Annotated in this window: 14 protein-coding genes; all 14 read left to right on the plus strand. The window is 45.2% G+C overall.

Going from position 1 to position 15,212, the window contains the following annotated elements; translation table 11 throughout:
* Positions 1-395: 395 nt before the first annotated feature.
* Complete coding sequence (locus WR49_RS13350) at positions 396-1,526, plus strand: flagellin (protein WP_017056863.1); 1,131 nt, start codon at positions 396-398, stop codon at positions 1,524-1,526.
* A gap of 80 nt (positions 1,527-1,606) precedes the next feature.
* Positions 1,607-2,032, plus strand: coding sequence for a flagellar protein FlaG (gene flaG / locus WR49_RS13355; protein ID WP_017056864.1), 426 nt, complete (start codon positions 1,607-1,609; stop codon positions 2,030-2,032).
* Between the two features lie 22 nt (positions 2,033-2,054).
* On the plus strand, positions 2,055-4,064 hold the full coding sequence (gene fliD, locus WR49_RS13360) for a flagellar filament capping protein FliD (protein ID WP_046224354.1): 2,010 nt from the start codon (positions 2,055-2,057) through the stop codon (positions 4,062-4,064).
* Between the two features lie 3 nt (positions 4,065-4,067).
* Positions 4,068-4,373 carry a flagellar protein FliT gene (locus WR49_RS13365; protein ID WP_046224355.1) on the plus strand — a complete coding sequence of 102 codons (306 nt, stop codon included), beginning with the start codon at positions 4,068-4,070 and terminating at the stop codon, positions 4,371-4,373.
* A gap of 12 nt (positions 4,374-4,385) precedes the next feature.
* Positions 4,386-4,796, plus strand: a complete 411-nt coding sequence (gene fliS / locus WR49_RS13370; RefSeq protein WP_017056867.1) for a flagellar export chaperone FliS — start codon at positions 4,386-4,388, stop codon at positions 4,794-4,796.
* 227 nt (positions 4,797-5,023) lie between these two features.
* The gene (locus WR49_RS13375) at positions 5,024-6,490 is read left to right on the plus strand and encodes a sigma-54 dependent transcriptional regulator (protein ID WP_046224356.1); all 1,467 of its coding nucleotides are present in this window, start codon (positions 5,024-5,026) and stop codon (positions 6,488-6,490) included.
* Between the two features lie 184 nt (positions 6,491-6,674).
* On the plus strand, positions 6,675-7,715 hold the full coding sequence (locus WR49_RS13380; protein WP_046224357.1) for a sensor histidine kinase: 1,041 nt from the start codon (positions 6,675-6,677) through the stop codon (positions 7,713-7,715).
* 32 nt (positions 7,716-7,747) lie between these two features.
* A complete protein-coding gene (locus tag WR49_RS13385; protein ID WP_046224358.1) occupies positions 7,748-9,157 on the plus strand; it encodes a sigma-54-dependent transcriptional regulator in 1,410 nt (469 codons plus the stop codon).
* A gap of 132 nt (positions 9,158-9,289) precedes the next feature.
* Entirely contained in the window at positions 9,290-9,601 is a 312-nt protein-coding gene (gene fliE / locus WR49_RS13390) for a flagellar hook-basal body complex protein FliE (RefSeq protein WP_017056871.1), read from the plus strand.
* A gap of 16 nt (positions 9,602-9,617) precedes the next feature.
* Positions 9,618-11,360 carry a flagellar basal-body MS-ring/collar protein FliF gene (gene fliF, locus WR49_RS13395; RefSeq protein ID WP_046224359.1) on the plus strand — a complete coding sequence of 581 codons (1,743 nt, stop codon included), beginning with the start codon at positions 9,618-9,620 and terminating at the stop codon, positions 11,358-11,360.
* Positions 11,353-12,414, plus strand: a complete 1,062-nt coding sequence (gene fliG, locus WR49_RS13400) for a flagellar motor switch protein FliG (protein WP_046224360.1) — start codon at positions 11,353-11,355, stop codon at positions 12,412-12,414. The genes fliF and fliG overlap by 8 nt, the downstream gene beginning before the upstream one ends.
* Before the next feature lie 123 nt (positions 12,415-12,537).
* A complete protein-coding gene (gene fliH, locus WR49_RS13405; protein WP_046224361.1) occupies positions 12,538-13,338 on the plus strand; it encodes a flagellar assembly protein FliH in 801 nt (266 codons plus the stop codon).
* Positions 13,338-14,657, plus strand: a complete 1,320-nt coding sequence (gene fliI, locus WR49_RS13410; protein WP_017056875.1) for a flagellar protein export ATPase FliI — start codon at positions 13,338-13,340, stop codon at positions 14,655-14,657. Before fliH ends, fliI begins: the two co-directional genes overlap by 1 nt.
* Positions 14,658-14,676: 19 nt before the next feature.
* Positions 14,677-15,114: a flagellar export protein FliJ gene (gene fliJ, locus WR49_RS13415; protein ID WP_017056876.1), complete on the plus strand. Its 438-nt coding sequence runs from the start codon at positions 14,677-14,679 to the stop codon at positions 15,112-15,114.
* Positions 15,115-15,212: the final 98 nt, after the last annotated feature.

Consider the following 15,212-nt stretch of genomic DNA (forward strand, 5'->3'; position numbering starts at 1 on the left):
TGAGAGATGAGCGCTAAACAGACCCAGCTTCGGCTGGGTTTTTTATTGCTTGTTGTTTGGTAACGGAAGGGGCTGGGAAACTGCGGATCTGAGGAGTAGGAGTAAAAGCGAGTCCCATCACTTTCATTCCTCGTCGTAGAGAATCACGGGAGCGGGAAATGATGTTTTATTAGTTGAAGTTCGGTCACACTTTTCTTTGTTGTTGAAAAGAATACGAAAAAAAGCACATTTTTTATTAAAGCTTCTAACTAAGGGGCCGTTAAAGGGATTGAGAGAAATGATATGTACCAATGTAAGGTGAGAGAGACAATGGTACATAAAACAATTTGATATGTATTTGTGTGAGGTGAGAGTCACATAGGTGCATTAAAAAAAATGCCTAAAGGAGATCAACTATGGCGATTAATGTAAGCACTAACGTGTCTGCAATGACGGCTCAGCGCTACCTAAATAGCGCGGCTGAAGGTACTCAAAAATCAATGGAGCGTTTGTCTTCTGGCTATAAAATCAATAGCGCAAAAGATGATGCTGCGGGCCTACAAATCTCTAACCGCTTAACGTCGCAAAGCCGTGGCCTAGATATGGCTGTGAAAAATGCGAATGACGGGATCTCTATTGCACAAACAGCTGAAGGTGCAATGAATGAGTCAACCAACATTCTGCAACGTATGCGTGACCTTTCTCTTCAATCTTCAAACGGTTCGAACAGCAAATCTGAACGTGTTGCGATCCAAGAAGAAGTTTCTGCTCTAAATACAGAACTTAACCGTATCGCTGAAACGACCTCTTTTGGTGGTAACAAGCTTCTTAACGGTACTTACGGCAGTCAATCTTTCCAAATCGGTGCAGATTCTGGTGAAGCAGTAATGCTCACAATGAATAACATGCGTACTGACACTCAAGATATGGGTGGTAAGAGCTACAGCGTAGAAGAAGGCAAAGATGCTTCTTGGCGTGTAGGTGCTGGTGCTGACTTAACGATCAAATACAACGATAAGTTTGGTGAAGCACAAGAATTGTCTATTTCTGCGAAGGAAGGCAACGACATCGAAGAGCTAGCAACTTACATCAATGGTCAAAGCCAAGATGTTAAAGCGTCTGTAGGTGAAGGTGGCAAACTGCAACTTTTCGCTTCAAGCCAAAAAGTTGAAGGCGATGTTGAATTTGGTGGCAGCCTTGCTGGTGAATTAGGTATTGGTGCTGGTAAAGACGTTACTGTTAACGACATCGACGTAACATCGGTTGCGGGTGCAAACGAAGCAGTCTCTATTATTGATGGCGCACTAAAATCTGTTGATAGTAACCGTGCTTCTCTTGGTGCTTTCCAAAACCGTTTTGACCACGCAATTAGCAACTTAGACAACATCAACGAAAACGTTAATGCATCTAAGAGCCGTATCAAAGATACCGATTACGCGAAAGAAACAACGGCAATGACGAAGTCTCAAATTCTGCAACAGGCGAGTACTTCTATCTTAGCGCAAGCGAAGCAGTCACCGTCAGCAGCTCTAAGCTTATTGGGCTAAACTTACTTCGGTAAGTAGCAGTAAACTCTACTCTTGTAGAGTTTTACTGTATGGCTCATAAAGGAGGGAGGGAGAGTGTTATGGAAATACCATCCAACGCATCGAACATCCAGCCTTATGGCTCACCCAATGGCATTAAATTTGCAAGCGATGAAGGTAGTAGTGCGTCGAGCACTTCACGACTGAAAGAAGCAACATCTTATGACAAGGTAGATAAATCAAAAGAAGAGGCTACCGCAGCAGCGATTCAATTAGCTCAAGATAGACAAGAGCTAAATGATGAAGAGCGAGTCAAGATGGTGGAGAAGGTAAACGAGTTTATCTCCTCTCTTAACAAGGGTGTTGCTTTTAAAGTCGATGAAGAGTCAGGTCGGGATGTGGTGACCATTTATGAGACCACAACCGGTGATATTATTCGCCAAATACCCGATGAAGAAATGCTTGAAATTCTAAGACGCCTAGCAGCCCAAAACTCGAATAGTCGAATATTTGAGGTGAAGGTTTAAGTCGTATTATTGAGGTGATTTAATGAGTTTTGGCCCAATGGGGATTTCGTCTGGCATGGATATCAATTCCATGGTCAGCAAAATTGTTGATTCGGAGCGCGTACCTAAACAGCAACGAATCGACAATGAACGAACGCGAATCGATACCAGCATTAGTGCCTATGGAAGACTCAGAGAATCCCTTGACTCGATGAAAAACCTGATGACAAATTTTCGTCAGGAAAAAGCTTTTGCTGTGCGAACAGTGGAAAGTACCGATGAAGGTCTTGTTTCTGCGACCGCGACTACTGAAGCGATCGCTGGCAAATATGCCATCGATGTGTTGCAGCTTGCCCAGAGCCATAAAGTGGCTTCTGATGTACTATCAGAGGACATGAAGTTTGGCCCAGGTAAGCTGCAGATTTCGCTTGGCGACAATAGCTTTGATGTACAAGTTGGCGATAGATCGAAACTTATCGAGATTGTTCGCAGCATAAACGGCGCAGATAGCAACCCAGGCGTTCGCGCATCGGTTATCAATGATGTTGAAGGCCCACGACTTATTGTTGCCTCGAACCAGTCCGGTTCCGATCAGCAGATCAGTATCAATGTTGAATCTGATACTGCCAATCCTCTCAAAAAACTCGAATACAAGACTCTTGAAGAGCGTGTTAAAACGTTGGAGAAAGCTCGTCTTTCCGCTCAAGAGATCCTTTCTAAGCCTGCACCAGGGCAAGAAGTTGCAGTCTTAGAACCCTTTAGTGAGGCTAATAAGTCTCAACTTGATGCTGACGGCAATCAGATTCCGCCACAAGAAGGTGGAAAGGGTAATTCTGCTCAGAGTGATAGCCTTAGCTACGGCGAGCAGGCTGCAGCCGATGGTCGAGCAGCTCTAGACGCTGCTCAGGCTGCAAAATCGGTGATGCCTGAAGATAATATTCCAGGCTGGACGGAAACGGCCTCTGGTACGTTATTGGACTCTTATTACACTCCAGAACTTGAGCTTGATGAAAAGGCGATAGAGAAGGCACCCGATGTGCCGGGGTGGTCCAATGCCGCATCAGGTACGCTGACCGATTCCTACGTGACACCAAAAGAAGCCCAACAAAAGCTTGAGGCTGAACAAGCGCGTATCGAAGAAAAAATTTCACAAGAAAAAGCGGATCTGGCTGAGAAAGTTCAAAAAGGCGAATTGACGGCTGAACAAGCTAAAAAGATTGAACGTGCCAAATTAGAACCGGAAGAGCGTGAGCATTTAGAGAAGGTCGATAAAGCACAAGCTGACTTGGTTCAGGCTCAACAAGCTTTTGATGCCTACAGTGGTATGGCTGAAGTTCAAGCTGGACAAGACTCAATGGTGGTTTTGGATGGCGTTGCTCAGCTCTCTAGTAATAACAATGTGATTGAAGATGCCGTGGAAGGGATTGATATTACGGTAAAAGGCAAAACACCAAAAGATAAGCCGCCAGCAGAAATCGGTGTGGAGTATGACCGTAATAGTGTTCGCCAAGATATTGAAGCGTTCGTCAATTCTTACAATCAGTTTTATCAAGTCTCCAAAAATTTAGCGGGCGTTGACCCAATGACTGGACAAAAAGGTCCTCTTTCTGGAGACAGTACGGTCCGTAACGCCGATTCGCGTCTTAAAGGTGTGTTCTCATCAAGTATTGAAGGTGCACCCGATAACCTTAAGTCTTTGACTGAATTTGGTATCACGACTACAAGACAAGGCTCGTTAGAGATCAACTACGACATGCTCGACCGCCAACTGAACAACAACTTCGACAAGTTGGGTGAGTTCTTTGGTGGTAACAACGGTTTCGCTAAAAAGGTCGAAGATGCGATTCAAGGCATCACTGGTATCACTGGCTCAATTCGTACGAGAGAAAAGAGCTTAGTCGAGCAAAATTATCGTTTAGCTGATGATCAAAGCGCGCTCGATCGCCGCATGGATAGCCTAGAGAACCGCACTCACTCTAAGTTTACTGCGATGCAAGATGCGACCAGTAAGATGCAGTCTCAGTTGGGCAGTATGATGAATGCGTTGGGCTAGTAGATGAATGGACAACTTCAAAAGCTTTGTGAACTAGATCAACTAATTATCTCTAAGCTCGAATTAAGTGAAATTAATGCTGAAGAAATAACACAGCTTGTCGATAACAGAGATCAGTTATTGCAAAACGTGTTTCAATTAATCGACTCACATCCTGACGTTAAGCAAAGTTCTGAATGGTTTGAAGCCATTACCAGAACCAGAAAATTGGTCGAATTGATGCAGTCTGAGACGAATCAAATAGGTAAAAACCTACACAAATATCGTCACGGTGCTAAATCAGTTCAACAATACAAAAAGTTTTTATAGAAGAGGTTTACTATGCGCGGTTCTTTACAGGCATATAAAAAGGTATCAGTGGATAGTCAGCTAACGGCTGCTTCACCGCATAAAATTGTGCAAATGTTAATGGCAGGTGCTATTGAGCGCTTGATCCAAGGCAAGGCGGCAATGCAGGCGGGTAATATCCCAGTGAAAGGTGAGCGACTTGGTAAAGCTTTAGATATCATTATTAGCCTACGTAGTTGCCTGTCTATGGATGACGGCGGCGATATAGCGAAAAACCTAGATCAACTTTATGAGTTCATGATCACGCAAATTTCTGCGGCAAATCACAAAAATGATCCACAACCCATTGATGATGTTGTTGATATTATCCGCGAAATTAAGGGCGCTTGGGACCAAATTCCGAATGAATATCACAACTTGACCTCTACTGAGGTAGGTATTTAACGAAAATTGCAGTTTAAACCAATCTCATATCCTTTAATTGGTTGGTTGCCTTATTTTTTTAATCAAATAAAATAGAAGCCATTAGATAGCCTAATGGCTTTTTTCGTTGCTGATTTCCTTAATTTGTTCACGTAAACATAATCATTGATATTTTTTTCTGTTTTTATCGATTACGTTGCTCACCGTTTTTCCGCATCGCACCAAAATAAAGGCAATAATTCCTACTTATGCAAGGTTTGGCAAAACTGCTTGTCGTCGACGATAACGCTCAAGATCGTCACAATTTAAGCACAATATTAGAGTTTGTAGGAGAGAGCTGCGAAGTAATCAGCTCTGAACAAGCACGTAAAGTAGACTGGTCACTACAGTGGGCCGGATGCATTATTGGTACCATTAAAGGTAAAGGCTTCAACATATTATTGAATGAACAGCTTGTTCACGCCAATCACATTCCTTTACTTGTGATTAGCAAAAACAATCACCCGGTTGACGAGTTGACTAACTATGTTGGTGAGCTTGAACTTCCTCTTAACTACCCGCAATTAAGTGATGCATTAAGACACTGTAAAGACTTCTTAGGCCGCAAAGGTGTTCAAGTTGTGTCTTCAGCACGCAAGAACACGCTGTTTCGCAGCCTAGTCGGACAAAGTGCTGGCATTCAAGAAGTACGTCACTTAATTGAACAAGTCTCTTCTACGGAAGCGAACGTATTGATTCTTGGCGAATCGGGTACGGGTAAAGAAGTGGTAGCGCGTAACATTCACTATCACTCTAAACGTCGTTCAGGGCCTTTCGTGCCTGTGAATTGTGGTGCTATTCCACCAGACTTACTCGAAAGTGAGTTGTTTGGCCATGAGAAGGGTGCGTTTACTGGTGCGATTACCGCACGAAAAGGCCGCTTTGAATTGGCAGAAGGTGGCACACTGTTTCTTGATGAAATTGGCGATATGCCGATGGCAATGCAAGTAAAGTTGTTGCGTGTACTGCAAGAGCGCTGTTTCGAACGCGTAGGTGGCAACAGCACCATCAAAGCTGACGTTCGAGTGATTGCGGCAACCCACCGCAACCTTGAAGATATGATCGACGATGATGCGTTCCGTGAAGACCTTTATTACCGCTTGAATGTATTCCCGATTGAAATGCCGGCGCTTCAAGATCGCAAAGAAGATATTCCACTGTTGCTTCAAGAACTGATGACTCGAATGGAAGCAGAAGGCAGCATGCCTATCTGTTTCACGGCTCGTGCTATCAACTCTTTGATGGAGCATTACTGGCCAGGTAACGTTCGTGAACTGGCGAACCTGGTTGAACGGATGGTTATCTTGTATCCAAACAGCTTGGTTGATGTGAATCACCTGCCAACTAAATATCGATACAGTGATATCCCTGAATTCCAGCCAGAGTTTAATAGCTTTGGGTCTGAAGAGGAGCAAGAGCGTGATGCACTTGCTGACTTATTCTCAGAAGATTTCAGCTTTGATCAGCAGGATGATATTGCCGACAATGCCAATGCGCCTCAAGAGTTACCGCCAGAAGGGGTTAACTTGAAAGAGTTACTCGCGGATATGGAAGTGAATATGATCAATCAAGCGTTGGAAGCGCAGGGCGGTATTGTTGCTCGTGCTGCTGACATGCTTGGAATGCGTAGAACCACTCTGGTTGAAAAAATGCGTAAATATAACTTGCAGCGATAGTGTTCAGTTTTCGATGAAAACGAAAAACTAGCACACACTTTTTAGCTATTTGGTAACTCTAGCTAAGTGAACAGATAAACCATAGTCGAGTTGTTGCTTGCTTAACTATGTGATAAATATAGCAAATAGCCTGACTCGTGTTGTACGTCTCAGGCTGTTTTAGTATTTGAGGCAAATTTTTGACATGCACGTATCTAACGAACCAGAAAATCAATCACACCTAGATTCTGTAGAACAGCAGGTTGAGCGCTATAAGCAAGTACTCGACGTGATGCCAGCAGGGGTCATCTTGTTAGATACACACGGCGAAGTGAGAGAAGCGAACCCTGAAGCGCACCGTATTCTTGGTGTTGAGTTGGTTGGCGAGAAGTGGTTTTCAGTGATTCAAAGTGCCTTCGACCCAAAAGACGATGACGGTCATGAGATCTCATTGAAGAACGGACGAAAAGTACGCTTGGCGATTTCAGCCTCTACCACGGGTCAGCTGATTTTGATTACCGATCTGACCGAGACCCGACTATTGCAGTCTCGCGTGAGTGATCTTCAGCGTTTGTCTTCATTAGGTAGAATGGTGGCCTCGCTTGCCCATCAGGTGCGAACGCCGCTTTCAAGTGCGATGCTGTATGCATCAAATCTTGCCGCGCCAAACCTGCCGCTGGCAACAAAAACGCGTTTTCAATCTAAGCTTATGGATAGATTGCATGACTTAGAGAAACAAGTGAACGACATGCTGTTGTTTGCCAAAGGTGGTGACAACAAAGTGGTTAAGCCATTTACTGTGGCTGAATTGATCACAGAATTTCACCCTATGGTGGAAGCTGCATTGAAAACCAACCAGATTGATTATTGCCAGGAAGTTGAGGGCGAACAGACTCAAATGTTCGGCAACGCCAATGCTATCGCCTCAGCGTTAAGCAACCTAGTGTTGAACGCGGTTCAAATTGCGGGTAAGGAATCGCAGATCGATGTGTTTTTTAGGCCCGTAAATGGCGAGCTTAAGATATCAGTACAAGACAGTGGCCCCGGTGTACCCAAGGAGCTTCAAGGTAAAATTATGGAACCCTTCTTTACCACCCGTTCTCAAGGTACAGGTTTAGGCTTAGCGGTTGTACAAATGGTATGTCGAGCCCATGAAGGCCGGCTGGAATTGATCTCAGAAGAAGGTGATGGCGCATGTTTTACCATGTGCTTGCCACTTGAAAGAAGCGCTTCTACTGAAGACTAATAAGTTGAACTGAATTTACACTGGAGAATCCTATGGCTCAAAGCAAAGTGTTAATCGTCGAAGATGATGAAGGTCTACGCGAAGCCCTTGTCGATACTCTCGCGCTTGCTGGCTATGAATGGCTGGAAGCGGATAGTGCGGAAGATGCTCTGGTAAAATTAAAATCCAACTCTGTTGATATTGTTGTGTCTGACGTTCAAATGGCGGGCATGGGTGGTTTGGCACTATTGCGAAACATCAAGCAGCATTGGCCAAATTTACCGGTACTGTTGATGACTGCCTATGCCAACATCGAAGATGCCGTGGCGGCAATGAAAGAGGGCGCGATCGACTACATGGCGAAGCCATTTGCGCCAGAAGTATTGCTAAACATGGTGAGCCGCTATGCTCCCGTTAAGTCGGATGACAATGGTGATGCTATCGTTGCCGATGAAAAAAGCATCAAGTTAATGGTGCTGGCTGATAAAGTAGCGAAAACTGACGCTAATGTCATGGTGCTGGGGCCTAGTGGTTCTGGTAAAGAGGTGATGTCTCGTTACATTCACAATGCTTCCAGTCGTAAGGATGGACCGTTTGTCGCGATTAACTGCGCTGCGATCCCCGATAATATGTTGGAAGCGACCCTGTTTGGTTATGAAAAAGGCGCTTTTACTGGCGCTATTCAGGCGTGTCCGGGTAAATTCGAACAGGCGCAAGGTGGTACTATTTTGTTGGATGAGATCAGTGAAATGGATCTTAGTCTTCAAGCGAAATTACTACGTGTATTGCAAGAACGTGAGGTTGAACGCCTAGGTAGTCGTAAGAGCATCAAGTTAGATGTTCGTGTGTTGGCGACCAGTAACCGAGATCTTAAACAGTATGTTTCTGAAGGGAATTTTCGTGAAGATCTATACTACAGACTGAATGTTTTCCCTATTTCTTGGCCACCACTTTGTGAACGTAAAGGGGATATTGAGCCTTTAGCTAAGCATCTGATCGAGCGCCATTGCACCAAACTTGGTATGCCAGTACCGACTCTGTCAGTCAAAGCCACTAACAAACTCGTCAATTATCCGTGGCCAGGAAATGTGCGTGAATTGGATAATGTAATACAGCGTGCTCTAATATTGAGTGAGAAAGAGCATATATCTGGTGAGCATATCCTTCTTGAAGGTGTTGATTGGCAAGATGCGAGTGGTCTCCAACAAATTGTTGAAGGCAGTGATGTTGTGGCGCCAGAACTTAAACCTATTTCTGAAGCAAACCCAATCAATAAAGTAGTAGCTAGTAGTGAAGGACTTGGTAATGAGCTTAGAGATCAAGAGTATGCAATAATTCTTGAAACCTTGATCGCGTGCAATGGTCGACGCAAAGATATGGCCGAAAAACTGGGCATTAGTCCTCGTACATTGCGCTATAAGTTGGCGAAAATGCGCGATGCTGGAATAGATATCCCAAACTGAGGATAGATTAGTAGTGCCAGCTTTCTGATTGTTGTAGTACGATGTCTAGTCAAAATAATGTGTGGCACGCTAATTGCTCAGTCAATAATACAGCGAAATAGATAGTCATAATTTTGACTCCTGAGGTGGTAGATGAAAATAGATGGTTTACAAGGCGAAATGCAGGCAATGATGGTTGAAGCTGCTAGCGCGCGTCCTACAGTAACAGGGCAAGCGGTCGGTGCAGATTTTGGCAACATGCTTACGAAAGCCATCAATAATGTGAACTCATTACAAAAGACCTCAGGTAATCTTCAAGCTCGTTTTGATAGTGGTGACCAAAGCGTGTCTCTATCCGATGTGATGATTGCTCGTAATAAATCTAGTGTGGCTTTTGAGGCGACGATCCAAATTAGAAATAAATTGGTCGAATCGTACAAAGAGCTGATGAATATGCCGGTATAATTTAGGTAGTTAAATAGTGGCAGATAATAGTCAAACAACAGATTTAACCGTAAACGATAGTAACGATCACGCACTTATTGCAGGTTCTAAGCTTGACGGAGAAGGGCAAAATCCCGATCTGGGGGAACGCAGTTCATCGAAATTCGATATGGCCGTGGGCGATCTCGATTTACTTCGTCAGGTTGTATTAGTTCTTTCCATCTCTATTTGTGTAGCGCTTATTGTTATGCTGTTTTTCTGGGTAAAAGAGCCAGAAATGCGTCCATTAGGGGCTTACGAAACAGAAGAGTTGATCCCCGTTCTGGATTACTTAGATCTGCAAAAGATCGAGTACTCTCTTGAAGGCAACACTATCTCTGTTCCTGCCAGCGAGTACAACTCTCTGAAGTTGAATATGGTTCGAGCTGGTTTGAACCAAGAGCGAAACGCGGGTGATGACATTCTCATGCAAGATATGGGTTTTGGTGTGTCACAACGTTTGGAGCAAGAGCGCCTTAAGTTAAGCCGTGAAAGACAGCTTGCGAAAGCCATTGAACAGATGAAACAGGTTCGTAAAGCACAGGTTTTATTGGCCTTGCCAAAGCAAAGTGTGTTCGTGCGTCACAATCAAGAAGCCTCTGCTTCTGTATTCCTAACCCTTAAAACGGGCACCAACCTTAAGCAGCAAGAAGTGGATTCTGTTGTGGATATGGTGGCGAGTGCCGTTCCGGGAATGAAAACCTCACGTATTACCGTAACCGATCAGCATGGTCGATTGTTGAGCTCAGGCTCTCAAGACCCTATGTCAGCGGCGCGTCGTAAAGAACATGAATTAGAGCGTAACCAAGAGCAAGCGCTGCGTGAAAAAATTGACTCTATTCTGATTCCTATTCTTGGGTTTGGTAACTATACCGCTCAGGTGGATATTCAGCTCGATTTTAGTGCGGTGGAGCAAACGAGAAAACGTTTTGATCCAAATACCCCCGCGACTCGAAGTGAGTACACGCTAGAAGACTACAATAATGGCAATACGGTTGCCGGAATTCCAGGTGCTTTGAGTAATCAGCCACCTGCTGATGCCTCAATTCCACAAGATGTTGCCCAAATGAAAGATGGTTCTTTGACGGGCCAAGGTTCGGTTCATAAAGAAGCGACCCGAAACTTCGAGTTAGACACAACCATTAGCCACGAACGTAAACAGAGTGGAACGGTTAACCGTCAGACAGTATCTGTCGCGATAAAAGACCGTCAATCATTGAATCCAGATACGGGTGAAGTGGTCCACACGCCAATCCCTGTGAGCGAGATCAACGCGATTCGCCAGGTTTTGATTGGCACGGTGGGTTTTGATGAAACCCGTGGCGATTTGCTCAACGTATTAAGCATGCAGTTTGCACCACAAGTCACTGACATTGTCCCAGATGTCCCAATTTGGGAGCATCCAAACTTTAATGATTGGGTACGTTGGTTCGCAAGTGCGTTGGTCATCATTGTGGTGGTGTTGGTGCTTGTTCGTCCAGCAATGAAAAAACTGCTTAATCCTGCAGCGGATAACGATGAACAGATGTATGGTCCTGACGGTATGCCAATTGGTGCTGATGGCGAAACCAGCTTAATTGGTGGAGATATCGAAGGTGGCGAACTGTTTGAGTTTGGTTCAAGTATTGACTTACCAAACCTTCATAAAGACGAAGACGTGCTGAAAGCAGTGCGTGCACTCGTAGCGAATGAACCAGAGCTAGCAGCTCAAGTAGTTAAAAATTGGATGGTAGATGGCTAACGAAATAGCTCCACAACAAACGGAAGGCGGTGAAGTGCTTGATGTCTCTAGCGTGGATATCGACTCTATCTCAGGCGATGAACGCGCTGCGATCTTATTGCTAAGTTTAAATGAAGAAGATGCTGCTGGCATTATTCGTCACCTAGAGCCAAAGCAGGTTCAGCGTGTGGGTAGTGCGATGGCGCGAGCTACAGACCTATCCCAAGAGAAAGTAGGCGCAGTGCACCGTGCTTTCTTGGATGATATTCAGAAGTATACCAACATTGGTATGGGCAGCGAAGACTTCATGCGTAATGCGCTGGTGGCTGCCCTTGGTGAAGATAAGGCGAATAACCTTGTTGACCAAATCCTCCTCGGCACAGGTTCGAAAGGTTTGGATTCGCTTAAGTGGATGGATCCTCGTCAGGTGGCGAGCATTATCATCAACGAGCACCCTCAAATTCAAACCATTGTGTTGTCGTACCTCGATTCTGACCAATCGGCAGAAATATTGTCTCAGTTCCCAGAACGCGTTCGTCTGGATCTGATGATGCGTATTGCCAACCTTGAAGAAGTACAACCTTCGGCGCTTGCTGAACTGAACGAAATCATGGAGAAACAGTTCGCGGGTCAAGCGGGTGCTCAAGCTGCCAAAATTGGTGGCCTGAAAGCCGCGGCTGAGATCATGAACTACATGGACAACAACGTGGAAGGCGTCTTGATGGATCAAATCCGTGACCAAGACGAAGACATGGCAACGCAGATTCAAGATCTGATGTTTGTCTTTGAAAACCTTATTGAAGTTGATGATCAAGGTGTCCAGAGGTTGCTGCGTGATGTTCCACAAGACGTTCTACAGAAAGCCCTTAAGGGCGCTGATGAAGGTTTACGTGAGAAGATCTTCAAGAACATGTCGAAACGTGCAGCAGATATGATGAGAGACGATATTGAGGCGATGCCGCCAGTGAAAGTTTCTGACGTTGAAGCGGCTCAGAAAGAGATTTTGGGGATTGCGAGGAAAATGGCAGACAGTGGCGAGATTATGCTGTCTGGTGGCGCCGACGAGTTCCTTTAATACAGAAACCTCAAAGCCCCACACTGCTGGGGCTTTTTTTATCCAATCTCGAACCATAAATTAATTAAGTTTAACTGCTTGAATTTACAATGCAGTTTGACTTACTCATAGATAGGTACTGATATGTCAGGTGATAGAAAACGCGGCTTCCTTCGCCCTGAAGAAGATAATACGGTAGCTCAACCTCAAAAATGGGGGCTGCCAGATTACACCTCTGATGTGAGTAAACAAGCCAAAGAAACCGCCTTTAACTACGACCCTAGTTGGATGCCAACCGTTGAAGAAGCCATTGAAGATGAAGAACTGGTTCTGACTGAAGAGCAAATCGAACTGATTAAACAAGGCGCTTATCAGGAAGGACTGCATCAAGGCCAAGAGGTGGGCTTTAAGCAAGGTTATGAAAAAGGCAAAGAAGAAGGTTTTGCTGCAGGTCACGAAGAAGGCAACGAAGCCGGTAAGCTTGAAGGCGTAACCGCGGGTCAAGAGTACATTCAACAGCAGGTGGCCGTCTTCATGGGGCTGGCAAACCAGTTCGCTCAACCGTTAGAGCTAATGAACGCTCAGGTGGAGAAACAATTGGTCGACATGGTACTTACCATGGTCAAAGAAGTGGTTCATGTTGAAGTGCAAACTAATCCACAAATCATATTAGATACCGTCAAAGAATCGGTAGAGTCATTGCCGATCTCTGGTCACGCGATCACATTGAAGCTTAACCCTGAAGACGTCGCGATTATTCGCTCTGCGTATGGCGAGACTGAATTGGATTGCCGTAATTGGACGCTGGTGGCAGAGCCTGCACTCAATCGTGGTGACGTACAAATCGAAGCGGGTGAGTCGAGTGTTAATTACCGCATGGAAGAGCGTGTGAAGAACGTGCTTCATAGTTTCTGCGGCGCAAACCGTCACCAAGGCCATGAGTAATGCTTGAGTTAGCGAACCGTCTTAGCCAATACAAAGTCGAAGGGCTAAAATCGCGACCAATTGCATCAGGTAAGTTAGTACGAGTAATTGGCTTAACGCTTGAAGCGACGGGCTGTAAAGCACCCATCGGCAGCCTGTGTTTAGTTGAAACCATGTCTGGTCATATGGAAGCAGAAGTGGTCGGCTTCTCTGGCGATAATCTATTTTTGATGCCAAGTGAGCAAATCACTGGGATATTACCTGGCGCTCGTGTCACGCCAATGACCTCAGAGAGCGGTATTCCGGTTGGGATGGAGTTGCTTGGTCGAGTGATCGATGGTGTCGGTAATCCACTCGACGGGCTAGGTCCAATTTATACTGAGCAACGCGCTTCATTTAATGCTGAGCCAATCAACCCTCTAGCTCGTAAACCGATTTCTGAACCACTTGATGTAGGATTAAAAGCCATTAATGGTTTGCTCACGGTGGGGAAAGGGCAGCGTATCGGCCTATTTGCGGGTTCTGGTGTGGGTAAGTCGGTTACGCTCGGCATGATGACTCGAGGCACAACGGCACAAGTGGTGGTAGTCGGGCTAATTGGTGAGCGTGGACGAGAAGTTAAAGAATTTATTGAAGAGATTCTTGGTGAAGATGGCCGTAAACGTTCGGTTGTTGTTGCCGCTCCTGCCGACTCATCGCCATTGATGCGTTTAAAAGGCTGTCAAACCGCGTTGGCTGTCGCCGAGTACTTCCGCGACCAAGGTTTAGATGTTCTGTTACTAATGGATTCATTGACCCGTTTTGCTCAGGCTCAGCGTGAAATTGCTCTGTCTGTGGGTGAGCCGCCAGCAACCAAAGGTTATCCGCCATCAGTCTTCGCTAAGCTTCCTGCGCTGGTGGAACGAGCAGGTAACGGCAATGATGAACAAGGTTCTATCACGGCTTTCTTTACCGTCTTAACCGAAGGCGATGACTTACAAGATCCGATTGCGGATGCGTCGCGAGCGATCCTTGATGGTCACGTTGTATTGTCGCGTGAGATGGCGGATGCGGGTCATTACCCGGCGATCGATGTCGAGAAATCCGTCAGTCGTGTTATGCCGCAAATTACCACTGAAGAACATGTTTTGATGTCGAAAGCGGTAAGGCAAGTGCTGTCTATTTGTCGTAAAAACCAAGATTTGGTGTCGATTGGTGCATACAAGCCAGGAACGGATCCAGCAATCGATAGTGCCTTCACGTTGAAACCAAAACTGGATGAGTACTTGCAGCAGAAGATGAAAGAAACTGTCCCATACGACATGTGCGTCAACATGTTGAAACATGTATTGGGTGGCTAACGAGTGAATAAGGTTAGTCATGGATAACGCATTAGAATTTTTGCTCGATCAAGCCAAAGATCAAGAGAACCAAGCCGTACTCGCGCTCAACAAAGCGAACTCTGAGCTGCAAGGATACTATGAACAAGTTGCGCAGATTGAAAAGTATCGACTGGATTACTGTCAGCAGCTCGTTGACCGCGGTAAGGCAGGCTTAACGGCGAGCCAATATGGTCACTTGAACCGCTTCTTAACTCAGTTGGATGAGACGTTATCCAAACAGAGAGAAGCCGAGCACCACTTTAAAAATCAAGTCGACAACTGCCAAAGCTACTGGATGGAGTTACGAAAAAAACGTAAATCCTACGAGTGGTTGATGGAGAAAAAGCAGAAAGAGAAAGCAAAGCTGCAAGATCAAAGAGAACAAAAGCAAATGGATGAGTTCTCGACTCTGTTATACAGCCGAAAGAAGATGTGATCCTAAGCCACGAATGACGTAGGTGCTGTTCTCGATATTGTGAGAACCGAACTTATAGGCATGTTTCTTGCTCCGTTTTATATAAAATTGCGCGTTAT

The organism is Vibrio sp. ECSMB14106 (assembly GCF_000972265.1).
Lineage (GTDB): Bacteria > Pseudomonadota > Gammaproteobacteria > Enterobacterales > Vibrionaceae > Vibrio > Vibrio kanaloae.